This is a genomic window from Pseudomonas sp. IC_126 (genome assembly GCF_004331835.1).
Lineage (GTDB): Bacteria > Pseudomonadota > Gammaproteobacteria > Pseudomonadales > Pseudomonadaceae > Stutzerimonas.
On record NZ_SJSS01000002.1, the window covers coordinates 710,078 to 733,424 of the forward strand.

A 23,347-nucleotide genomic window follows, 5' to 3' on the forward strand; every position below is an offset into this window, starting at 1 on the left:
GTTACCCGCAGTTGGGGCCCGGTGCCCATGGTTTGGCTGGCAAATCTTGCAGTCGCGGCTCGAGTCGATCGTCGCCCAGCACTTTCAAATACTCGATCAGAGCCCAGCGCTCATGAGGTAGCAGGGCGCGTCCTATGACGCCCTGTTCGCGACAGCCAGCGCGAAACTCATGCCCACGGTTGCTGTTTCCGGTAATCGAGGTGTCGAGCAGGAAGCCACCGGGAAAAGCACCGGTTTCAAAACCGAGGCGCTTGGTGTCGTATTCGAAGGTACCCACCCAAAACTGGTCCTGCCGTTCGGCCACTGGCGACAACAATTCGAACAGGTTCGCGACCGAACCGTTATGCAGAAAAGGCGGTGTGGCCCAGATACCATGGAGGGGGCGGGCTTTATAACCGCGTATCTCCTGGACGCCGATAGGTAGTCCGAACCCGTCCATGCTCGCGCGCTCGTCCGGATGAATACCGGCGTCACGGTATGCGCGCTGTTCGACATAGGCCGTGATGTAAGCCAGCCCTTTTGCACTGGATATCTTTTGTAGGTCCACTTCCCCTGACGAGGCGCCAAAGAGCCTGACATCTAGTGCTTTCAGCTCGTCCTGCGTCCAGCCTAATTGGCTGACATCGAAGCGATGGTCAGCAATATTGTCGGCGGTGGTGGGGTCGGTGCCGATGACGTCGGTTGGTACGATTCGCATACGCCATTCAGGGTCCCTGCTTGCAGCAAAGCGCTCGCCCACGGGCTTGGGAGCGGCTGCGTGGCAATAGGCGCAATTTTCCTCGAACAGTGCTCGGCCGAGACTGGCCTTTTCGATATCAACCTTGCCCAACACCTCTTCGGGCCAGCGCGGCGGCTCCAGGCGTTTAAGCGTCTGCTCCAGCCTATCGAGGTCGCGCACGCGAACGCTCGATGGGTAGCGTTCGGCGAGCGGTATGGGGCTGCCATCTTCGTGCAGCAGGCGCAGTGGCGCGCCCACGCCTAATGCCTCGCCAATATTGCGCGCCATTGGCTGCATGGCTGAACCGTTCCACTGAACCCAGTCGAACTTCCATATATCCCATACCTGCGGATAGCTGACCGGTGCGTTGGCGACCCGATAGTTATCCGCATCAATGGCATCACCAAACACAGTATTGGCGATTCGCCCGAATGCATCGGTACGGCCGAAGCCCTCTTCGGTTGGGTAGAGGCCTCTATGCCAATCGTTGAAGGCTGTGCTGAGCAGCCGATCCAGCACCCGCTTGAAATCGACCCGCAGCTGCTCTCGGTCGCGTGCGTAGTTGTCGCCTAGAACTTCCAGCGCGAACCGTTTGAATTTGAGCGGGTTGTAGTAGGTTGCGGCCATGCTCATTCCCAGAGCCTGGCCGAACGCTCCGCCTCGCAATGTGGGTACCGTCGAGGCAAGCGAGTGCAGTGCCGCCCCGCCATCGATGCGTACGGCTTGGCCGCGGTGGCGCAGCTCGCCCGTATGGCACGCGGCACAACTTATATCGAGATAGGCAAAGCCGGTTTCGCTGTCTTCGTGTCGCGCAAAGCCAACGGGAAGGTTGGCCGGATTGTGTGGGGAGGGTTGCTGCTGCGGGTCCACAAGAAAACCGAACCTGGCCAGATAGTCCGGCGCGGCGAGCTTTCCTCGTCCGAATGGCTTTTCAAGCGCTTGGAACCATTCGTACCTTAAGCCCCTAACTTGTGTGCCTTGCGGCGTGTAGTAAAAGGTCTGCCGATCTGCCTCGCTCCACTGGTTGAGATAGTGAAGCTGCTCGGGCTGTTGGTAAGCGGGCAGGTTGGGGTAGGCAACAAAATACGCGCCAATGCCCGCGAACAAGGCTACTAGCAATAAAAGCCCGAGCAGGGGGCGGCGGAGCAGTTGCATGGGTGAACATCCATGTAGTCAAGACAGTCACGCTTTATGCCAATCCCTTGGCTTAATGGCAATATGCCAGGCCGCCCGTAACGTTCCTATGTTTGGGTGTGAAATATAGAGCTTGCTGGTTTCGATCTGATAAGGAGTACGTCATCCGGCTGGGCCTTCGCAGCCGGGCGGTTTCTGAGCGCTGGTTCAGGCTTGCCAGCGTTTAATGGTTCAATTTTCTCCGAAGGGTTCTACCGCATCTCCACGGAAAGTCTTGAAAGGGCTGAAAAATTTCAGGTCTCTGCTAGGCGACGCTACGGCGCATTGCCGCTCGCGGATCTGCTTCATCGCATCGGCCATCTCCGAAGCCTTACCACAGCCTCACCGGCACTGACCACCGACAAGTTGCCGTTCCTGATAAAGCTTGCGCCGATGAAATAACTGGTTGGGGTTGGTGCCGTTGCGTCGAGCCACGACGGAAACGCTTTGCCCGGCCTCAGGCTCTCGCGAACTATGGTGAGCTTTTCCTCGACGCTCCAACGGCGACGCCGCTCTTGGCCATGCACTTCGATATGTCTGTCTTTGCTGATAGTCATAAACCCGACCGTTTGCCTATCCCTTATGGTAAGGGGAAACGGTGTCTGGTGTTTCAGAGGGCTCGTTCACCCGCCCTACCTTGTGTATGCCCATCGTTTGGGCCATCGCGGGTGCCCAGCATCAGCCCGTACGGGCAGCGGAGGGGCTTCGTTGCGCCTCGGCAAAGATATCGATGATCAAGCGCTGCGGGTCGAGTTGGCGTAGGGCCGACACCTGCCTGGCATCCACTACGGCCGCGTCCGCTTCGACATGGTCCCCACAGCCTTACACTCCGAGCCGCCTCAACCCTACGCATCGCCCCCGGCAGCCCAGCCCTGCGCATCATTCGCCTCAACCGCGATCAAGGCGAGCGCATTATCGACTGCGATGTGGAGTACTGGCGGCATGATGCGATACATGTGAGCGTGGAGGTGCCGGAGTAGCGGGGGCTGGCCGGCGTCGCTGGCCATTTTCCTCGCGGGTTATTGCTGGGCCTAGGCTACGCTCGCGGCTTCGCCCAGCGTGCTGTTGAAGTAGTCCATAAAGCTTTGGCCCTTGGCGAAGGCTTTTTCGATTTCGGCGGTTTGCGCCAGCAGCGCGCTGCTGGGTTTGGCCCATTGGGCGGGCGGCAAGGGTTGCGACCATTGTTCAATGCTGGCGGGCATGGGTTTCATGCTGTAGCGGTGGTCCCACTCGGCGACCCAGTATGGGAAGCGCCACCAGGTGACGACATTGCGCACGTACCAAAACGCCACGCCGAAGGCTGAGCAGTCGCCCTCACGGTAGGCCTCGCGCATGGATTCGCGCTTTTCATCAAAAGTATAGCGGCCCTCGTAGGGGGCTTTGCCGGGGCAAAAGGCCGGGCCTTTTTCCATATACACGCGAATGGCTTCCCATTTGGACAGGCCGTGGGCTGGGGTCAGCACGCCCTGGTTGAGGAAGTGGGTCTTGTCGGTTTTCGGGTTGTCGAGGGCCATACCCAAGGTATAGGTACTCATGATGCCCTCGCCCGTGGTGCCGGTACTGACCGACACCCAGGCCACCAGTTCTTCCCACGGCTGGATGATCGGCTCGTCCGAACCGCTTGGGAAATAGCACACCTCGCGGCGCTGGCGGTTAAAGCGCATGGGCCGGGTGCGGGCTTTTTGCAGGGTGGTGCGAATGACTGGAAACACACACAAAACGGCTATAAACAAAATTATTAGCCCTAACTCTGTTGCAATAAATTCAAGGCCTTCCCCGAAAACCTGCCAGAAATCTAGTTGATAAATGCTGAAAGCTCGCATAGTTGCCGCCGACAGCGGGACAACAAGAAAACTCATAATCAGAACACTCATTAGCCCCCAAATCATCAGTTGGGCCTGAAAGGCTTTGTTGAAGTTGCTTTGCCCCACATCGAGGTAGGTGTCGTTAACCTCCAGAAAACTACCGCCCAGGTCCATCGGTGCATGGCCGGTGGGCAGCGGCAGGGGGGCCAGAAACCAAGCTTGGCCTGTGGCGAAGCTGCGCATTTCTCCCGCACTGGGTCGCTGGTTTTTCAGGTAGACTTCAAGGTCTGCAGGGGCTTTGGCCATAGTGGAGTCAGCTGTGCTCGGGCTGCGCGCGCGTCGGTTCATCGAGGGTTGTCTTGCAGTAGTCCATGAAGCTCTGCCCCCTGGCGAAGGCTTTTTCAATTTCAGCGGTTTGCGCCAGCAGCGCGCTGCTGGGTTTGGCCCATTGCGCTGGCGGCAAGGGTTGAGACCATTGCTCAATGCTGGCGGGCATGGGTTTCATGCTGTAGCGGTGGTCCCACTCGGCGACCCAGTAAGGGAAGCGCCACCAGGTAACGACATTGCGCACGTACCAAAACGCCACGCCGAAGGCTGAACAGTCGCCCTCACGGTAATCCTCGCGCATAGATTCGCGCTTTTCATCAAAAGTGTGGCGGCCCTCGTAGGGGGCTTTGCCGGGGCAAAAGGCCGGGCCTTTTTCCATATACACGCGAATGGCCTCCCACTTGGATAGGCCGTGGGCCGGGGTCAGTACGCCCTGGTTGAGGAAGTGGGTCTTGTCGGTTTTCGGGTTATCAAGGGCCATACCCAGGGTATAGGTACTTATAATGCCCTCGCCCGTGGTGCCGGTGCTGACCGAAACCCAGGCCACCAGCTCTTCCCACGGCTGAATGATCGGCTCGTCCGAACCGCAGGGGAAATAGCAGACCTCGCGGCGCTGGCGGTTAAAGCGCATGGGCCGTGTGCGGGCTTTTTGCAGGGTGGTGCGGATGACGGCGGTGGCACCCAAAATTGCAAAGAAGCCGCCGCCTAGTAAGGCCAGTTGCGAATAAAAACGGAGGCCTTCAAGCATGCTCATTACATGAGTCATAAACGTCCGTTCGTGAGGGTCACCAAAAAACATGGCCAATTCAACTAATGGAAGCACAATCAAACATGCAATCAGAGCGCACATTACTCCCCAAATCATCAGTTGGGCCTGGAACGCTTTATTGAAGTTGCTTTGCCCTACATCGATGTAAGTGTCGTTAACCTCCAAAAAACTACCACCCTGGTCCATCGGTGCATGGCCGGTGGGCAGCGGCAGGGGGGCAAGAAACAGCGCTTGGCCGGTGGCGAAGCTGCGCACTTCTCCCGCACTGGGTCGCTGGTTCTTCAGGTCGAAGTCGGGGTCTGCGGGGGCTTTGGCCATGAGAGCAATTGGGTCCTTTAGCTGGTGGCAGGTTGGTCGAGGGTATCCAGCGTAAGCGGCAGGCTGGGAGCATTGGCGGTGCGTACACGCAGCAAGGCGACTTCGGCCATGGGTTTGCCTTGCTGGGCAAGCAGGGTCAGGCTTTCAAAGCGTTTTGTGTGTACCGCGTTGCTGCCTGTCAACGGCGGGTAACGCAGCTCGATGGCCAGGCCATGTTGGGCATTCGCCTCTTGGGGGTAGATCTCCAGACCCAGCAGCAGCGGCTCGTGCAGTTTACTGAGTAATTTGAATTGATAGAGCAGCGGCTCGGTCCAGGGTTGCCAGTCATTACGCTGGTGATTACTCAGCCAGTAGGCGGCCAGGCTGATGCCACTGTCATCCAGCTCAGCGGTGATAACACCGGGCACCTGCAGGATAAACAGCCCGGCGGCCTTGTCGGGTTGTAACGCCGCCTTTGGCGCAGCGGTGATGGTGGCCAGGCGCAGGTGCTCGGCCGCCAAGGGGCGCTGAGCGTCACGCAGGCCCCAGGGGCCCTGTTGCAGCCAGTCATCGAGTTGGCTCAGGTTATTGCGGTTGTAAATCCACTCGCCGCCCAGTTGCAGGCCGGTCAGGGCCAAACCAATCAGGTTGGCCCGCGCAGCGATGCTGACCAGGCGGCCACCGGCTACAGCCCAGGCGGCTGCGCGGGCTTGCTGGTTGTCTTTTAGCACCCCAATTACAATGCCAGCAGACCTGTAAGAGGCCCAGCCGTTAATACCCACTTGCCCGGCATCGCCCACGCCGGCCATGCCGGCACCCGCCAGCATGCCCGCATCGCCCCGGCGTAGCCCTTCGTTAAATTTGTCGATACTGCTCTTCAAGCTGGTGGATGCAGCGAACACGCTAAATACATACGCGGGTATACCAAAGCTGGCGGTCAGCTTGCCCAGCCGGGCGGCCATGCTGATTTTACCGGGGACACTGACATAATTATTCACTGCCACCGAAAGGCTGGTTACCGCAATGCCCTGAGCGGCAGCTGCTACTCCCGCCATCATTGAGAAAAATGCATTTGCAAGGGCGACACGGTCTACCCAGTTACTATCTGCTTTACGCTGAAACTCAGCACTCACCACTACAAAATTGCGTATCTGCCAAACCGCCACGGCCGAAGCAAATATATCCGCCCCGACCGAACGGAACACGTTCTCGCCTAACCCCTTAAATGGCCGCTTTAGACGAAAGTCTTCCGCCATGCGCTGAAACTCGGCGACCTGGGTGCTGTTAAGGCCCTTGATCTTAACGCCGGCTTTGCTCGGCCCTTCGCCCACCGGGCTGAGGGCGCTGGCCACGCGGCTTTCTAACGGCAGCAGGCTTGCTTGCAGGGCTTTGCGCTCTGCCAGCAGGCTGCGGTGGCTACCTTGGGGCAGCCGGCCCCGGCGCTCAAAGGCGAGGGTTTGTCTGATCTGATGTTTCAGCGCGGTAAGCGTGCTGCGCAGCTCGGCCAGCTTACGGGTATCGGTCTCAAACGCCTGAATCTGGCTGGCCGACGCGAACTCCAGGGTGATGCCACCTTGGCCGAAGGCCCGCAGTACATCCAGCCATGCTGCCCCTGGCAGGGCACGCAGCACTTTGCCGGGGTCCAGCGGGGCTGCGTTGCGCAGCCCTTGCATCGCCCCGTCCATGGCCGCGGCCAGTCTCAGTTGTTTGGCCGGCTCGTAGGCGGTATTACGCAACTGATTGAGGGTAATGCCCGTTTCGCTGAGGTGGAAAACACTCGGCAATTGTTGCTGGACCAAGCCAGTGAACTGGACGCTAAGCTCATGTGCGCCGCTGTAGTCATTGCCAGCCATAGCCGTATCACGCATGCCTTTGATCATGCTGGAGAGCTTGGTCTGCATATCAATCTGGTCGGTATGACTCAGAGTGTAAAAGCCCGGCAAGCTCAGTTGCGGGTATTTATCCAGCAGCGCTGCCAAGGCATCGGTGGCTTTGTCGGTACGGCAGATATCTTTCAGGCAGGCGTATTCAGTGGCGAGCGCTAGCTCTATCTGCGCGCTCGACTGTGGGTCGAAGTACCAGGCCGCGCGATGGAAACGTTCTGCCGCAACCATGGCAATGCGGTCTTCGCTGATCAGGTCAAGTCGCTCGTTCCAGCGCTTGAGCTGGGCGCGCTGCTGTTTGAGAAACGCCTCCATACCGGGGCGATCAGTCAGGTCGCTTATGCCTTGCTGCCCCCACTTTGCGCCGTCCAGGGCATCTTCGGCATTCTCATCGAGGCTCTCGATAAAGTCCTCGTACTTCGCATAGAGGGACGCGCCGAGGCTCTGGCGCATGCGCATACGTGAAGCACTGATGGCGCCACTGTGCGTACCAGGGCCATGCCATTGGGCCTGATGCTTGACGTTGATGTAGTCACTGATGCTCTGACACTGAGCCGGACCGGTTTCCTCTTCAAGCTTGGCGAAGCGCGGATCCTGCTTAGCTGCGCTGAGCATGTGTTGCCCATTCAGGCGGTACAGCGACTCGATGTAGCAGCCAATCACATACTTCTTCTGGGTTGTTTCGGCATTGCTCCAGTCGATGATCCAGCCGGCAGCCAGATCTTGGTGGCTGGCCAGGTCACGCAGCACACCAATGTCGTCACGCACCACCAGGTAGAGGTGATCATTTTCGTACTGAGGGTTCAGGCTTTTCTTCAGCATGCCTAGCTGGGTTGGCTGGTACAGCGAAGGTTGCTCCCACGCGTAATCCTTTACCTCTTCAGGCTGCACATCTTGACCTGCGCTTGTTGTGGCGGGCTTTTCCGCCACTTCGGCCAGCCATTTGTTGGCTTGGTGAGTGGTCAAAAGGTCGGCGGCACCTTTCTCACAATCAACCCGGCTGAGATCAATGGCCTGCATAAAGTAATGGCGCTCTTTGGGGCTCTTGAGCACCTGAGCGCATTTTGCGGCAGTCCACTGCACTTCGGAGTAGGCCACATGCAGCGGTTCATTACGGAAGAAAATCAGCTGGGCTTCGCCGACGCTCGTTTCTCGTTTGTCGGCAGTGACCTCGGCCTTGTTCCACAGCAGTTGGGTAATCACGCCCTTGGCAATGCGGTACTCATGCAGAATGGCTTTAGACTGCTTGCCGACGGTGACATACAACCAGCCATCGCGGATCAGTCGAATACCCAGTGGCCGCGATTTGAGCTCGTAAGGCAGGCTGAGCTGAGCTGAGGGATCGAGCCGTTCGACCAGACCGTAACGCAGGGGCAGTAGCTGCACCTTGTTTTTCATTAGTGGGCAAGCACCAATTGCACTCTTGGCGTCATTTTTGGCCTTGTCGGCGTGATTGGGGTTCTTGTTGGTCACAGGGAAGTCCTTTCCACTGGCCGGGCGCGGGCATAGGCCAGATCCGCAGCCTGTTCGATGCGCTGGGAAGGCGTTAGTGGCGAGGCCTGGCCCAGCAGCTCGGCGATATCTGTATGGGTCTGCAGAGCGTCTTCGCCGAGCAAGCCGAAAATATTGGCATAGAGAGTTATCTCGTGTTCGCTTTGGAAGCCTTGGGCGTAGGCCCGCTCAGCCAGCTCACGTAGGTATTGCCAACGCTCAGGCGGGCTCAATGCAGACTGGTAATTCGGAAAATAATCGCGCAGGTGTTCGTCAAGCCGGATGAGGACGCCGCGAAAACCCATTTCTCCGAGCATCTCCAGTTGGAATTCTGATAGTTGGTAGGGGCGATCATGGGGGGTAGCGACTTTCGTCGATCCGGGGCATTGATACTGATACCAGCAAGCTTGGATTCGGTCGGCGGCAACTAGTCGCCCGATCGGGCCGAATAGCGTTGCGTCATTGTCCCGCACAGACTGCCCGAATAACGCATGAACGACCGCGGGATCGGCCAGGCGCAGCAGCATATCTTCGCCCTGCGCGTGACGAACTCTGACCAGCCAGCGCAAGTGGCTTAGCACCTCATCCCGGCTCGCGTGACTGAATAGTAGATAACCCCATTCGTCATGACTGTTTTCAACAAAAGCGACAAGTGCCGGGTCCTGCTGCCCACTCAGACGAACCAGACTGGGGGATATATCGGCCAGCTCGGCCCACGGTGTGTCCAAGTACAACACGTCGAAGTCAGGCGAATCGGACCATTGATAAAGGCGTTGCGCCAAGTTGTCGACGCTGACGCCGTCCAGTAGCAGATATGCGGGGACGTCCCAGGGCAACTCTACTGGCAGCTGGCGCAGATCGTTAGCCGGCATCTGCGGCCTCCAGCTTTGCTGCTTCGCAGATGACGCAGAGCGGTTGCTTGCGTTGCAGCGCCTGCTTCTGCGCCTGGATCAACAACTGCCCCGCCCTATCCGCATCCGCCGCCTTTACCTTGCCCGGCAGCACCGGCGCCGCACCCGTGCCTTTCCCCGGACTCCCGCCCGAGTTCATTCTGATCAAAGGCCCAACCATCGTGATGCCGCTCGCATCGAGTTTGATAAAGCTACCGGCGGCTTTGAAGGTGAGTTCGCTGCCGGCTTGGAGAACGACTTTCAGGCCGCTGGAAAGATGAATTTCCTGACCCGCCTCGACGAACTGCCCGGTGCCGATTTTCACGTGCTGGTTGTTGCCAGCGGTCAGGTGGTCGTTGGCTTTGACTTCGCTGCGGCGGTCGCCGTGGGTGGTGCGGTGTTCTTCGGCTCGGAATTCGCTGTAGCTGTTGGCTTCGACGGTGTCGTGGCGTTCGTGGCCGACGCGGATTTTCTGGTCGTGCCTGATGTTCTGGTCCCAGTCGCGCTGGGCGTGGATGTAGATTTGCTCCTGTCCCTTGCGATCCTCGATGCGCAGTTCGTTGTATCCGTCGCCACCTGGCGAGCTGAGGGTTTTGAACAGGCTGCGGGTCTTGTTCGCCGGTAGGTCGTAGGGAGCGGCGTTTTCCTTGTGGTACAGGCAGCCGGTGATCAGCGGCTGGTCGGGGTCGCCTTCGAGAAAGGTGACCAGCACTTCCATGCCGACACGGGGGATGGCAATGCCGCCGTAGCGGTCTCCGGCCCAGCTGCTGGCGACGCGCAGCCAGCAGCTCGTCTTGTCGTTGGCTTGGCCCTCGCGGTCCCATTGAAACTGGACCTTTACGCGCCCGTAATCGTCGCAGTGGATTTCTTCGCCGGCAGGGCCGGTGACGACTGCGCTCTGGCTGCCGAGAATGCGGGACTTGGGATGCTTGAGCTCCGGGCGGAAGGGGACAGCCCAACGCGTGGCGGTGAAGTGGTTGCGGTAGCCTTGGGTGAAGGCGTCTGCTCCGAAACGTTGGGTAATGCTCCCTAGCCCCTCACCCCCAAGGGGAGAGGGCTGGGGTGCGTGCGGGCGTGACGCGTCGGTAACTGACTCCTCCAGTACCTGCGGTTGCTTGCCCTCATGAAGTACTTCGGTGATCAGCCACAGCTGATTCCAGTCACTACGTGGGTGCTCGCTGAGCGGGAGGAAGTGACCGCTGACCATCAGCGGCTGATCGCTTTCGCCTTCGGCCAGTTCGAAGTCGTGACGGTGCCGTTCCAAGGCTCGCTGGGACAGCAGCTTGCCGCGCTCGCGATTGGCGAAGCGGCCGGGATAGTCGTAATCCTCCAGGTCCGGCTGGGCGTCGCTTCGAACGCCGGCTTCCAGCGTGAGGCGGGGCTTCTCGAAGTCGTAATCGCGGCGGGTGACGCGGCCGGTGCGGGTCTCGATGCGTACACCGAAGCGCTTGACGACTGGCGCGTCGGCAACCAGCCCGCTGTCCTGCTGGTAAGCGACTGGTGCAAGTTTGGGGAACACCGTCTGGTCATCGCCGAATACCAGCATGTGGCCGGCTTCGCTGTGCCGGAAGTGGTAGTGAATGCCTTCTTCCTCACACAGACGCTGGATGAAATGCAGGTCGGTTTCGTCGTACTGAACGCAGTAGTCACGCTCAGGGTAAATCACTGGGCCAAGGTCGAAGCGGTGACCGTCGCCGGCGAGAATGCCGTGCTCTTCCAGCACCAGAGCGATGATCTGCGGGACCGACAGATGCTGAAAGATGCGCTGGTTGGTCCGGTGCGCCAGATAGGCGAGCTTCGGAACGATGACCAACCGATAGCGAGTCAGGCGTTTGCCGGATTCGCCCCGTGCGGCTCGGTGGAGCAGGCCGTGAATACCGGCGCCATCCGCTGTGAATGCCAGAAACGCGGATTTCTGCAACAGGCTTTCCAGATCCAGGTCGGGACGCTCGCTGACCAGCTCCAGGTCGAAGCGATAGGGGCGGCTGATGGCTTCGCTGCCACGGAATTCGAGAACCTGAAGGTCATGTTCGATGCCTTCGATGTGCAGGGAAAAATGAGTCTGGTTGGCGGGGGCGAACATCCGTGTTCCTCCTGGATCCGTCCATGGGTGTGCGCCAGGGCGCATGCGGGGGACTTGATGTACCACGCGTCGGCGGCGTTGCGGTGCGCTGAGTCGCGCATTGCGACGCCGCGGTCCGATTTTCCGCTACTGTTTCGCAAAAAGGCTTCAGCCGGGGTGCGCCCGACCGAAGCCTGTCTTGCCGCGATTGCCTTAACCGGCGATCGGGGTGCGCCAGTCATCGGAGCCGGAAGTGCCGGAGACTTCGTGGGTCCAGACGATTTTGCGGTAGGTGAAGTACACGTCTTCCAGATGGGTGAAATGGGACATGTTCGGGTCTTGGCAGTTGGGCATGCGCGACTGCACGTCGACGATCACCGCGTCTTCCAGTTCGATGGTGTAGTAATGCTCTTGGGTACCGGTGGCGGACGTGCGGTACCACTCCAGCCGGCACTTGTTCAGACGCTCGCCTGAGGTCAGGGCGTTGAAGATCAGTGGCGACGATTTGTCGAACACCTTGGTGATCATCAGCGGCTTATGCACGCGCTGGCCGGTGGGTTGACCGGACTGCGGATCGCGCGGAATGATGACTTGGTGCTGAAAGGCCTGCACCAGAATCTGGTCTTCGTGTCCTTCCTGGAAGATGTTGCCGACCGAGTCCTCGGTGAAAGTGCCTGCGGTGATCAGGCCTTGCTTAGTGCCTTCGAGGGACAGATACGCGGGTGTTGGCATGAACGCTCTCCTTGCCTTTGTTGAATGCCGGAATGGCAATCAGAGAGGTACAAGGTGCATGCCAGTTATAAAAAATATTTAAATATCAGAGAGTTACGATATCTCAATGGATACGCACGGTCTGATCTGCGGGACGGCGCACATTAAGTTGAGCAACTTCCTGCCAGCGCTGTGCAAGGTTTGGCACAGATGCGCGCCAGCCCAGCGTTTACGGGCTGCGAGGTGGAGGGGAGTAGGGTGGCGAGCGAAATTCTGCGCAGCATATTGCGCAACGCCATGGCTCACGACGAACAGCTGATTTCGAGATGCTTGCCCCATTCCGGTGGGCGCTCGGCGTAGCGTTCCATGCCCGGTTGCTCCTCGAAAGGACGGCTGAGCACCGCATGCAGCTCGCGCACCGGACCGTAGTCGCCGGCCTCGGCAGCGTCGATTGCCTGCTGGGCCAAGTAGTTGCGCAGGATGTACTTGGGATTGACGGCTTGCATGCGCGTCCGCCGCGCCTGCTGTTCGCCATCCTCGCTTTCGGTGCGCTTGCGATAGCTTGCAGCCCACTCGTCGAACGATTTGATATCGATGAAGTCCTCACGCAGGCGAGCCAAGGCCTGTTCCGCTGGGCTCTCGCCGAGTTCGCGGAAGAAGTTTGTGTAGTCGATGGCACTGCTCTGCATCAGCTGCAGCAGGCGCTGCACCAGCTCTTTGTCGCTGTCGTCAGCGGTCTGCAGGCCCAGCCGCAGGCGCATCAGGTCGAGCCAGGCAGCTTCGTAGATCGGCAGGAACAGATCCATCGTCTCGCGTAGCTGCTCGATGGCGATGAACGGCGTCAGCGCTTGGGCCAGCGCGGCGAGATTCCAGTGCGCGATGGGCACCTGATTCTCGTAGGAATAACGGCCGGTGTGGTCGGAATGGTTGCAGATGAAGCGCGCATCGAAGTCGTCGAGAAAAGCGTAGGGACCGAAATCGAAGGTGATGCCCAAGATCGACATGTTGTCGGTATTCATCACGCCATGACAGAAGCCATAGGCCTGCCAACGGGCGATCAGCTCGGCGGTGCGCTGCAGCACCTCGCGGAAGAAGGAGTGGTAGGGCTCTGGATGTTCCAGGCAATCGGCGAAGTGAGATTCGACGACGTGATCGAGCAGCTGCTTCAGTTCGTCGTGCTGCTTGGTGTAATAGAAAAATTCGAAATGGCCGAAGCGTACATGGCTGGGCGCCAGGCGCAGCAGCATCGCGCCGCGCTCCTGGCGCTCGCGATAGACCGGCGTATCCGAGCCGGTCACGCACAGCGCGCGTGAGCTGGGAATGCCCAAGGCATGAAGATGCTCGCTGGCGAGAAATTCGCGGATCGAGGAGCGCAGTACGGCGCGACCATCGCCCATACGCGAGTAAGGCGTGAGGCCGGCGCCCTTGAGATGCATGTCCCACTGCTCGCCGGCATCGTTGACCAACTCGCCCAGCAATAAGCCGCGACCGTCGCCTAGCTGCGGGTTGTAGCTGCCGAATTGATGACCGGAATAGACCATCGCTCGCGGCTCGGCGGTGCTCCAGAGCTTGTGGCCGGAGAACAATTCGGTGAACAGCGGATCGTCCGCCACCGCTGGGTCGAGATCGAGCAGCCTCATTGCTGCCTCGCTGGCCACCACCAGGCGCGGTTCGACCAGGGGCTGGGGCGTCACCTTGGTGGAGAATAAGTCGCCGAGTCGGGCGAAGCGGTTATCGAAATGCAGCTCGGTGAGGGTTTTCACGTTGGCTCCGGCGCTGTCTTGAAAGATAGCGCCCGCCGGGCGAGCGCATTTGAATTTTGGAGGTCGCGTCTGTCGGGGTGTTCCTCAGGGCTGACCGCTGGCAGGTGTGTCGATGAGATTTTCGTCCTTATCGACCCGCCGGATTTCCAGCGCTGGCGGCGGGTTCTTTAGGTGTACATCTAGCTGCCGGAAGGCGATAACGATTCCGCGCGTGCGGAATTCCTGGTCGAGCCAGCGGTTTATCTCGTCGATTACCGGGTTGCGGTCGGCGAGGTCGCGCACATGCAGGCGCAGCTCATGCTCCAGCCGGCTCTCGCCGAAGTTGAGGAAGAACACCTGCGGCTCGGGCTCCTTGAGTACGCGAGGATTTTCTCGAGCCGCCTGGAACAACAGGCTGCGAACCACCTCCAGATCGGAACCGAACTGTACGCCGATGCGAATGGTGACCCGGGTGACGGTGTCGTTGAGCGACCAGTTGACCAGCTGGTCGGTCACGAAGGTCTTGTTCGGGACGATGATTTCCTTGTTGTCGAAATCGGTGATGGTCGTCGCCCGAATTCGGATGCGGCTGACGGTCCCGGACAGGTTGCCGATGGTCACCACGTCGCCGATGCGGACCGGCTTTTCGAACAGAATGATCAGGCCCGAAACGAAGTTGGCAAAGATCTCCTGCAGGCCGAAACCCAGCCCCACCGACAAGGCAGCGACCAGCCATTGCAGCTTGTCCCAGCTCACGCCAAGCGTCGAAAGCGTCGTGACGATGCCGATGCCGACCAACGTGTATGAAAGCAAGGTGCCGGTGGCGTAGGCGCTGCCCTGCGCGAGGCGCATTCGGGACAGCACCAGGACCTCGAGAAGCCCTGGCAGATTTCGCGCCAGCGCGATGGTTATGACCACCGTGGCCAGTGCGCCGATTAGATTGTTGAGCGTGATGGCCGAGGTAGTGGCGGTCTCACCGCTGCCGCTGGTGAATTCATACAGGGTGACGTTATCGAGATACGACACCACGCTGATAAGGTCGGCCCAGACCCAGTACAGCACGACGAAGAACAGGCCGAACATGGCCAGCCGGGTCAGGCGCAGGGATTGTTGGTTGACCTGGTCGATCGCCAGACCGGGCTCGGCGGCGTCTTCGTGGGGCGTGGTCGTTTCATCGGGATTCGCTTCTCGCCTGGCGACCGCGCGCTTGTATGCCAGACGCCGCGCAGCCACCGTAAGACCACGGATCAGCGCTGCCTCGATAACGACCCAGGCCAGCAAGAGATAGAGCGTGTCGATCAGCCGGCCGGTCAATTTCAACGCGGTGTAGTAGTACCCCAGGCCCACCACCACGATCAGCGCCAATGGCAGCATGCTGAACAGCAGGCCTATGAAGCGGCGAACCGGCGGTGCGTTCTGGCTCGATGGGCCTTTGAGCAGCAGGCGTGTCAGTCTCCAGCTCATCAGTGCGTAGCAGGTGATGACGACCACGATGCCGATCACGTCATCCACCAGGCTTCCCGGCTGATGCTCGGCGATCGCCACGACCGCCACCAGCGCCATGACCACTAGCCCCAGCCGGCGGATTTCGTTGCGCAGGAAGGCTACCTGCGGCTGGAACCAACCGAAATGCGTTTCGGCAACACGGTTGGGCGAGAGCATGCGATAGGCGCTGTAGAACACGAGCCAGGCCTGCGCCATCTGATAGAAAGCGGCGCCGAGGCTGATGTTCTGACCGCGCCCGTCCATCTGTAGCAAGTACCCACACAGCGCCAGAAACAGCGCACCGGGCAGCGCCAATAGAAGGTTCAGCATCAGCGCCAGCGGTGTATGCAACTGACTGTCGTTGCGGAAATGGCCGATGTCCGCACTGAGCGAGTCGAGCTTGGCGTTTATGACATTGCGGCGCCACAGCAGCGCGCCGATCACCAGCAGCAGTGGCACGAAGAACAGTGGCCGCTCCACCAGTCCGGCGCCGAGCGCGTCGAACGCGGACCCCCAGGGCATCGCACGCAACTGGCGATCGAGCAGGGTCGGTATGTTCTTGAACCAGTCCAGATCCAGCGGCTTATTGCTCGGGATCCAGAACATCTGCTCGTCCAGCGTTTCGCTCAGCGCCTGGGCCTTGGTTTGAAGCTGGCGCTGATTCAGCTGCAGTGTGATCGACTCACTCAGCAGCGCATTGAGCACGTGGTTGAGTCGATCGAGCAGCTCGCCACGGGTGCGCACGAGCTCCAGCAGCGCGCTGCGCAGCTCCGGCGTTACCTCGTCGGGAGGCTGGCTGGCGAGCTGTTGCTCGACATACGCCTCGACGTTACCGCTGAGCTCGCGACGCTGATTCAGCTCGAATTGATAAAGGCGGATATCGGCGATTTCATCCGCCAGGTTCTTGTTCAGGCTCAGCTGTGGCAGCGCCTGCTTTTGCTGGTAGAGAACCTTCGACAGCAACAGGCTGCCTTCGAGCACGGCGATCTGCTCTTCCAGCGCCTGATCGGCCTGATTGAGCGTATCGAGCTGCTGGCGAGTCTGCAGATTTTCCTGGGTCAGGTCGTTGAGACGCTCGGTGGCGCGTAGCAGATAACCCGAAAGTTTGCGGTTCTCCGCGCTCTCGGCCGGTAACAGTTTGTCCGAGCCGGCTTTCTCGGCCTTTAGCGAGAATTCGGCGACGGTCTGCTCCGATTCCTCACGGCGTTTGTTGTTGATTGCCGTCTGCAGCGCCATGGTTTCCTGTTCGGCGCGCGCGATGCGCTCGGACAGCAGGTCGCGGCGGGCAATGCCCAAGTCCTGCAGCAGGCTGTTACTGGCCAGCTCGTTGCGACGTAATTCGATCTGCGCATTGAGCGCCGATTTCTCTGCGTTGAGCAGCTCGCGACGCTCGTCGGACAGGGGTTTGCCGCTCTCACGGCCCGTCTTGAGGAGGTTGTTGATTTCGTCGATGCGCGTCTGAAATTTGCTGATATCGGCCTGGGCACGCTCCGGACGCGTCTGCGCGCTGATGATCATGCTATTGGCCGACGTCAGGGCCGTTTGCCAGGCCGAGAGTTCGTCAACTCGTTCGCTCAGTCGCTGTTCGAGTTCGGGGACGCTCTGCTTGGCCAGCTTCGACGCCAGTTCGCTGGTGTCGCTGCCCTTGAGCTTGCTCAGCTCACGTTGCGCCTCGGCAATTTCCTTTGGCGCGCCGGCGAGCTCGGCCTTGAGTTCGGTCAGCCGCTGCTGCGCCTGGCTCGCCTGGTCGGCGAACCGGCTGGCGCGTTCATCGTTGCTCGGTTGCGCGGGTTTCGCCTCTTCCCCGGCGCTCTGATTGCCCGTAAGCCCTGGGATGGTCGGGGCGGCGTGGAGAAGGGGCGGGGCGATAAGGAGCAGTGTCGCCAGCAGCAAGTTACGCAATGAGGCCATGGGTACTATCGAAATGAAGAACGAGCGCGGAGTCTAAGGGCTGCGGATGGCCGCGGCGAGTCCATAGATCGGAACGTCCCGCCATCCTGACCGCGACCCAGGCGCCTCGTCAGAACTGCAGCGACGGGCCTGGTTTTTCGCCTTCCGGGAACCTCAGTCCGACCTTGCGGACTTCCCCCTGTTCCATGGCGGCAATGGTCCAGGTCAGGCCGCTCCACTCGATATAGTCGCCAATGACCGGTTTGCCGCCGACGCGCTCGGTAATGAAGCGGCCTATCTGTTGATGCTCATCGACATCACCCAGCTTCAAGCCATACAGCGCAGCGAGAGCGCCCATTTCGGCTTCGCTTTCGAGAATGAAGTCACCGAAGAACCGCATGTCGCGGCCCCGTTGCGGCGCTTGGCTGAACAGTTTGCCGAGTGCCGGCAGATCTTCTTCATGGCCGATGACGCAAAGGATGTCATCGACCTGCAGGCGCGTACTGCCGGACGGGTGCAGCAGCGCCCTGCCACGGAACAGCGCGGCAATCCGCGTCCCTTCGGGCATCTTCAGTTCGCGCAGGGCCGCGCCGACACACCATTTGCTGGCGCTCAGACGATAGATGAAAAGCTCCCACTGGCTGGTGGGGTGGACTTGCAGACCGGTACGTGAAATCGGCGATGGTGAAGGCGGAACCTCGACCTTGGCCTTCTTGGCCGCCCAGCCGAGCGTGGTGCCCTGCAACAGCAGCGAGACCAGCACGATGAAAAACGCCACATTGAAGAACAGCTGCGCATTGTCCAGGCCGGCGACCAGCGGGAATACGGCTAGAATGACCGGCACCGCGCCGCGCAGGCCGATCCAGGAAATGAACATCCGCTCGCGCAGGTTGAAGCTCTTGAACGGCAGCAGGCCGATGAACACCGAGAGCGGCCGAGCGAACAGGATCATCCACAGCGACAGCAGCAGGGCGGGAACGGCGATGGGCAGCAGTTCGCTGGGTGTCAACAGCAGGCCGAGTACGAGGAACATACCGATCTGGCTGAGCCAGGCCAAGCCGTCGAACATATGCAGAATGCCGTAGCGGTTGCGAATCGGACGGTTGCCCAGCAGCAAACCGCAGACGTATACCGCCATGATCCCGCTGCCGCCCGCCGCGCCGGATAAGGCGTAAATCATGATGCCGCCACTGACCGCGAGCAGTGGATAAAGGCCATCGGCTACGGAGAGGCGGTTGATCAGCTGCTGCAACAGCCAACCACCGGTCAGGCCAAGCAGAATGCCGATGCCGAACTGTTGGATCAGGCTGACCAGAACGGTCCAGCTGAATGAGGTTTGCCCCGACGCGATCATTCCGATCAGGGTTACGGTGAGGAACATCGCCATCGGGTCGTTGGTGCCCGATTCGATTTCCAGTGTCGGCCCGACGCGTTCGTTGAGGCCTTTGCCGTTGAGCAGGTTGAACACCACCGCAGCATCTGTGGAGCCGACGATGGCGCCGATCAACAGGCCCTCGATCAGGCGCAGGTCGAACAGCCAGGCGGCCGCTACGCCCGTCAGGCCGGCGGTGATCGCCACCCCGAGCGTGGCCAGCGACATCGACGGCCAGAGCGCGACGCGAAAGGTGGCCTTGCGGGTTCGCATGCCGCCGTCGAGCAGAATCACCGCGAGTGCCAGGTTGCTGATGATGAAGGCGAGCCGGTAGTCCTCAAAGACGATGCCGCCGATACCATCGACTCCAGCCAGCATGCCGACACCGAGGACGATGACCAGGATCGGCACGCCCAGGCGCGCGGACAAAGAGCTCATCAGGATACTGGCAGCAACCAACAGGGCACCGACGAAAAAAAGGTGGTTGATGTTGCCGACGTCCAAGTGTGGTCTCCGAGAAAAGCGAGTTTCCCGGCAGTTTATGCACGGGACATGCCAGCGATTCTAACCCGATGATTTGACGGGCTGTCAAAAAAAATGCCCCTTGTGCTAAGAGGCATTCATCGAGCGTTCCGTGATGGTGGCGGCTGGCTTTGAGGCTCTGTCTCGGTTTATCGGAATGGTCGCTAGAGCTTCGGCGACACCGCCCAGTGCGGTGCGCCGGTAACGGTAATCGACCTAGAACCAGCTGTCGTTCATCGCCAGGCAGGTATCGTCGCGCGCGTCCAGCAGGCTCAGCTCGTGCTGGCAACCCGGCACTTCCCAAATCAGGAAGTAGCGTGCGGCCTGCAGCTTGCCTTTGTAGAAGTCGACGTCGGACGGATTGCCTGCCGCAAGCCCCTGTTCGGCGTGAATCGCCTGCTCCAACCAGCGCCAGCCGATCACGGTGTGACCGAAGACCTTCAGGTACAGCGCGGAGTTGGCCAGCGCCAGATTGACCTTGCCGGCTATCAGGTCGCCCAGCAGTGCCTGGGTTACCGCTGTCAGGCGCGCAACCAGCTGTTGCAACGGTTCGATCAACGGCTCCAGCGATGGATATTCGGCGGCGCGTGCGCAGCAGTTCTGGATCAGCCCGAGCAACTGGCGCAGGCCGGCGCCCTTGTTCTGCATCAGCTTGCGGCCCAGCAGATCCAGAGACTGAATGCCGTGGGTGCCTTCATGAATCGGATTCAGACGATTATCGCGGTAGTACTGTTCGACCGGATACTCGCGGGTATAGCCGTGGCCGCCGAGGATCTGAATCGCCAGTTCATTGGCCTTCAGGCAGAACTCCGACGGCCAGGATTTGACGATGGGGGTGAGCAGGTCGAGCAGCTCGGCGGCGTTGCGCCGTTCTTCCTCACTTTCGGCGGTGTGTTCGTCGTCCACCAGCCGCGCGGCATACAGGCCCAGATCGAAGGCGCCCTCGACGTAGGCTTTCTGCGTCAGCAGCATGCGTTTGACGTCGGTGTGCTCGATGATCGGCACCTGCGTCGAGGCGGGGTCCTTGCCGCCCGGCAGTCGGCCCTGCGGTCGTTCGCGGGCGTAATTCAATGAGTACAGATAGCCGGCATAGCCGAGCATGATGGCGCCCATGCCAACGCCGATGCGCGCCTCGTTCATCATCTGGAACATGTAGGCGAGACCTTTGTGCGGCTCGCCCACTAGATAGCCGACGCAGTTGCCGTTATCCCCAAAGTTCAGCGCTGTGCTGGTGGTGCCGCGCCAGCCCATCTTGTGGAACAACCCGGCAAGCAGCACGTCGTTGCGCGGGCCGAGGCTGCCATCGTCGTTGACCAGAAACTTCGGCACGATGAACAGGCTGATGCCCTTCACCCCGGCCGGGGCGTCCGGCAGTTTGGCCAGCACCATGTGCACGATGTTCTCAGACAGCGGGTGATCGCCGCCGGAGATGAATATCTTGTTGCCCTTCAGGCGATAGGTGCCGTCGCCGGCCGGTTCGGCGCGGGTGCGGATATCCGACAGTGACGAGCCAGCATGCGGCTCGGTGAGCGCCATGGTGCCGAAGAAACGACCCTCGATCATCGGCTGCAGAAAGCGCCGCTTCTGCTCGTCGCTGCCGAAGGTTTCGATCAGATGCGCCGCGCCCATGGTCAGCATTGGGTAGGAACTGGTGGCGATGTTGGCGGACTGGAAATGCGCGAAGCAGGCCCGTGACAGCAGGTTCGGTAACTGCATGCCGCTATCTTCGAAGCTGCGCTGGGCATTGTGGAAGCCGGCCTCGATGAAGGCATTCACCGCCGGTTTGACCTCGGGAATCAACACTGCCTCGCCGTTCTGATAGAGCGGCTCGTTTTCGTCCGATTTGCGGTTGTGCGGGGCGAAATACTTTTCCGCGATCTGGCGGGCGGTACCCACGGCGGCGTCGAAGGTCTCGCGGCTGTGGTCGGCGAAGCGTTCGCGTCGGGTCAGCGCTTCGGCGTCGAGCACTTCGTAGAGCTCGAAGGCGAGGTTGCGTGGGCAAAGCAGCATCTCGGGCATGGGGTGTCCTCCGTTTTATGGGCCGGAGTCTAAGGAGACGGCGAGATGGCTGCCTAGCACCATACATTCGAGTGATGAAACGACACAGCGGTCTGTGGCGGGGCTTGCGGATGTCGCTTCAGCGTGGCCAGACGTCGATATAGTCCAGCAGCCGCGCTAGATAGCCATCGCCAATATCGGCATCGATCAGGTGCTGACCCGCGCGGGTCAGGTGCCTTTCGACATGCTGTCGGGCCACTTCTGGTCCGAGCAGCGTGACCATTGTGCTCTTGCCGTGATCTTTACCGGCATCCTTGCCGCTGTGCTGCGGGCTAAGCCCGTCGGCCAAATCATCGAGCAGTTGGAACGCCATGCCGAGCTCCGTGGCGAAACCGTTCAGATGCCGTGTACAGCTGTCGCTGGCGCCTCCCAGCAGGGCTGCGAATTCCACCGCAGCGGTAAACAACGGGCAGGTTTTCAGTCGATTGCTATGAGCGATGGCTTCGAGCGGTCGGTTTCGCAAACCTTCTCTCAGATCGTGGTACTGCCCGCGAACCAGCCCCTGCGCGCCGGTCGCCGTCGCGAGCAAGCGAACCAGCCGGTTGCGTGTCGCAGGATCGATGCCTTCGACAGAGGCTGCTATGCCGAAGGCCTGGCTGAGCAGCGCCACCGAGCCGAGGACAGCGACGTCCTCGCCGAACTGCCTGTGGATGGTCGGCTGGCCTCGGCGCAGCTCGGCGTTATCCATGCAGGGCATGTCGTCCAGAAACAGCGAGGCGGCATGCACCATTTCCAGGGCGCAGCCGAGATCGAGCGCTGACTCCACTGATCCTTCATGTTGCAGATCCTTGAGAGCCAGAAGCAGCAGCAATGGACGAATGCGTTTGCCCGGCGCCAGGCTGCCGGCACGCATTGCGGTGCCGATGGCGTCTTCAAGCGGGCAATGAGGCAGCCATATAGCCAGCCGGTCGTTGACCTGTGCACGCAATGCGCTGAGCGTTCGCTCGAGGTCGAATTGCGAGTTGGGCATAACGGTGGCCATGACGACCTCCTATATTGTTCTTCGGAATACTTAGACAAATATGATTTGGTTGTACAGGTTTTGGCACTTTTAATGACCACGTCCGTCAACATAAGGTCACGAGCGAGGCGGTTGCATGAGCAAAGATCTTTTCGCGGAACGCAAAAACGAACACCTGGATATCGTTCTAGATCCGCGCCGCGCCTGCTCCAAGGCGGATACCGGCTTCGCCGCACTAAGATTCGAGCACTGCGCTATGCCTGAGTTGTGTCTGAACGACATCGATATCCGCAGTTCGCTTTTTGGACGCGATCTTGCAGCGCCCTTGCTGATCAGCTCAATGACCGGTGGCGCAGCGCGAGCCGCGCAAATCAACCGTAATCTGGCCGAAGCTGCCGAGGCGCTGGGCATCGCACTGGCAGTCGGTTCGCAGCGCATTGCGCTGGAAACCGGAGCGGATCAAGGGCTGACGCGGCAATTGAGGCAGCTGGCACCGTCCATTCCGCTGCTGGCGAATTTCGGCGCTGCGCAGCTGGTGGCCGGCTATGGGTTGGACGAGGCGCAGCGTGCGGTGGAGATGATCGAAGCGGACGCGCTGATCATTCATCTCAATCCATTGCAGGAAGCGGTACAGATGGGTGGTGACCGGAACTGGCGCGGCGTGTTGAGCGCGATCCAGGCACTGGCAGCGCGGCTTACGGTTCCGCTGGTGGCCAAGGAAGTGGGCGCTGGGATTTCTCCGAGCGTGGCGCAGCGATTGCTCGATGCAGGCGTGTCGGTCATTGATGTAGCCGGTGCGGGCGGCACCAGCTGGGCTGCGGTTGAGGCCGAACGCACCCTGGATCCACAACAGCGCGCCATAGCCCAGGCGTTTGCCGGTTGGGGAATTCCCAGCGCACAGGCTATCGCGTCGGTGCGTCGAGCCTGTCCGGATGCGCATCTGATCGCGTCGGGCGGCATTCGTGACGGCATTGATGTGGCCAAGGCGATTCGCCTCGGTGCTGATCTGGTTGGCCAGGCAGCCGGCGTGCTGGACGCAGCGCTGCTCGGGCCACAAGCGGTCGTCGAGCATTTTCAGGTTCTCATCCAGCAGCTGCGCATCGCCTGCTTTTGCACCGGTTCGGCTGACCTTGCGGCTTTATTGCAGGCGCCGCTGTTGCCAGCCTTCGATCCGTCTAGCGCCTGATGCGA

The 23,347-nt window shown here is 60.4% G+C and carries 13 protein-coding genes and 2 pseudogenes; 2 read left to right on the forward strand and 13 right to left on the reverse strand.

Going from position 1 to position 23,347, the window contains the following annotated elements:
- Position 1: 1 nt before the first annotated feature.
- Together E0D86_RS08645 and E0D86_RS21570 are read right to left on the reverse strand one after the other, a co-directional pair.
- On the reverse strand, positions 2–1,873 hold the full coding sequence (locus tag E0D86_RS08645; protein WP_131649602.1) for a di-heme-cytochrome C peroxidase: 1,872 nt from the start codon (positions 1,871–1,873) through the stop codon (positions 2–4).
- 303 nt (positions 1,874–2,176) lie between these two features.
- A pseudogene (locus E0D86_RS21570) lies at positions 2,177–2,448 on the reverse strand (transposase); the annotation flags it as partial.
- Positions 2,449–2,668: 220 nt separating this feature from the next.
- Here E0D86_RS21570 and E0D86_RS08655 point away from each other — a divergent pair.
- Positions 2,669–2,871, forward strand: a pseudogene (locus E0D86_RS08655) (UTRA domain-containing protein); the annotation flags it as partial.
- Positions 2,872–2,922: 51 nt separating this feature from the next.
- Here the strand turns inward: E0D86_RS08655 and E0D86_RS08660 are convergent.
- From E0D86_RS08660 to E0D86_RS08710, 11 genes are all read right to left on the reverse strand, one after another.
- The gene (locus E0D86_RS08660) at positions 2,923–4,002 is read right to left on the reverse strand and encodes a DUF6708 domain-containing protein (RefSeq protein ID WP_256681165.1); all 1,080 of its coding nucleotides are present in this window, start codon (positions 4,000–4,002) and stop codon (positions 2,923–2,925) included.
- A gap of 7 nt (positions 4,003–4,009) precedes the next feature.
- The gene (locus E0D86_RS08665; RefSeq protein ID WP_256681166.1) at positions 4,010–5,110 is read right to left on the reverse strand and encodes a DUF6708 domain-containing protein; all 1,101 of its coding nucleotides are present in this window, start codon (positions 5,108–5,110) and stop codon (positions 4,010–4,012) included.
- A 17-nt stretch (positions 5,111–5,127) separates the two neighbouring features.
- Positions 5,128–8,445, reverse strand: coding sequence for a toxin VasX (locus tag E0D86_RS08670; RefSeq protein WP_131649604.1), 3,318 nt, complete (start codon positions 8,443–8,445; stop codon positions 5,128–5,130).
- Positions 8,442–9,335 (reverse strand): DUF4123 domain-containing protein, encoded by an 894-nt coding sequence (locus E0D86_RS08675; protein ID WP_131649605.1) that lies wholly within the window; start codon positions 9,333–9,335, stop codon positions 8,442–8,444. The genes E0D86_RS08670 and E0D86_RS08675 overlap by 4 nt, the downstream gene beginning before the upstream one ends.
- Positions 9,325–11,436 (reverse strand): type VI secretion system tip protein TssI/VgrG, encoded by a 2,112-nt coding sequence (tssI, locus tag E0D86_RS08680; RefSeq protein WP_131649606.1) that lies wholly within the window; start codon positions 11,434–11,436, stop codon positions 9,325–9,327. The genes E0D86_RS08675 and tssI overlap by 11 nt, the downstream gene beginning before the upstream one ends.
- 192 nt (positions 11,437–11,628) lie before the next feature.
- On the reverse strand, positions 11,629–12,147 hold the full coding sequence (locus E0D86_RS08685; protein ID WP_131649607.1) for an Hcp family type VI secretion system effector: 519 nt from the start codon (positions 12,145–12,147) through the stop codon (positions 11,629–11,631).
- A gap of 281 nt (positions 12,148–12,428) precedes the next feature.
- Positions 12,429–13,889, reverse strand: coding sequence for a protein adenylyltransferase SelO (gene selO / locus E0D86_RS08690; RefSeq protein ID WP_131649608.1), 1,461 nt, complete (start codon positions 13,887–13,889; stop codon positions 12,429–12,431).
- An 84-nt stretch (positions 13,890–13,973) separates the two neighbouring features.
- On the reverse strand, positions 13,974–17,264 hold the full coding sequence (gene mscK, locus E0D86_RS08695; RefSeq protein ID WP_131649609.1) for a mechanosensitive channel MscK: 3,291 nt from the start codon (positions 17,262–17,264) through the stop codon (positions 13,974–13,976).
- A gap of 109 nt (positions 17,265–17,373) precedes the next feature.
- On the reverse strand, positions 17,374–19,119 hold the full coding sequence (locus E0D86_RS08700) for a potassium/proton antiporter (protein WP_131649610.1): 1,746 nt from the start codon (positions 19,117–19,119) through the stop codon (positions 17,374–17,376).
- Positions 19,120–19,353: 234 nt separating this feature from the next.
- Positions 19,354–21,156 carry an acyl-CoA dehydrogenase gene (locus E0D86_RS08705; protein ID WP_131649611.1) on the reverse strand — a complete coding sequence of 601 codons (1,803 nt, stop codon included), beginning with the start codon at positions 21,154–21,156 and terminating at the stop codon, positions 19,354–19,356.
- A 118-nt stretch (positions 21,157–21,274) separates the two neighbouring features.
- Positions 21,275–22,177: a polyprenyl synthetase family protein gene (locus E0D86_RS08710; protein WP_131649612.1), complete on the reverse strand. Its 903-nt coding sequence runs from the start codon at positions 22,175–22,177 to the stop codon at positions 21,275–21,277.
- 115 nt (positions 22,178–22,292) lie between these two features.
- Here E0D86_RS08710 and fni point away from each other — a divergent pair, with 115 nt between their 5' ends.
- Complete coding sequence (gene fni / locus E0D86_RS08715) at positions 22,293–23,342, forward strand: type 2 isopentenyl-diphosphate Delta-isomerase (protein WP_131649613.1); 1,050 nt, start codon at positions 22,293–22,295, stop codon at positions 23,340–23,342.
- The last annotated feature ends 5 nt before the right edge of the window (positions 23,343–23,347 follow it).

Excerpts from the sequence above, each read along its gene's own strand:
- E0D86_RS08675 (WP_131649605.1), bottom strand. The coding sequence starts at position 9,335 with ATGCCGGCTAACGATCTGCGCCAGCTGCCAGTAGAGTTGCCCTGGGAC.
- E0D86_RS08710 (WP_131649612.1), bottom strand. The coding sequence starts at position 22,177 with ATGGCCACCGTTATGCCCAACTCGCAATTCGACCTCGAGCGAACGCTC.
- E0D86_RS08665 (WP_256681166.1), bottom strand. The coding sequence starts at position 5,110 with ATGGCCAAAGCCCCCGCAGACCCCGACTTCGACCTGAAGAACCAGCGA.
- E0D86_RS08645 (WP_131649602.1), bottom strand. The coding sequence starts at position 1,873 with ATGCAACTGCTCCGCCGCCCCCTGCTCGGGCTTTTATTGCTAGTAGCC.
- tssI (WP_131649606.1), bottom strand. The coding sequence starts at position 11,436 with ATGTTCGCCCCCGCCAACCAGACTCATTTTTCCCTGCACATCGAAGGC.
- E0D86_RS08660 (WP_256681165.1), bottom strand. The coding sequence starts at position 4,002 with ATGGCCAAAGCCCCTGCAGACCTTGAAGTCTACCTGAAAAACCAGCGA.
- mscK (WP_131649609.1), bottom strand. The coding sequence starts at position 17,264 with ATGGCCTCATTGCGTAACTTGCTGCTGGCGACACTGCTCCTTATCGCC.
- fni (WP_131649613.1), top strand. The coding sequence starts at position 22,293 with ATGAGCAAAGATCTTTTCGCGGAACGCAAAAACGAACACCTGGATATC.
- E0D86_RS08705 (WP_131649611.1), bottom strand. The coding sequence starts at position 21,156 with ATGCCCGAGATGCTGCTTTGCCCACGCAACCTCGCCTTCGAGCTCTAC.
- E0D86_RS08685 (WP_131649607.1), bottom strand. The coding sequence starts at position 12,147 with ATGCCAACACCCGCGTATCTGTCCCTCGAAGGCACTAAGCAAGGCCTG.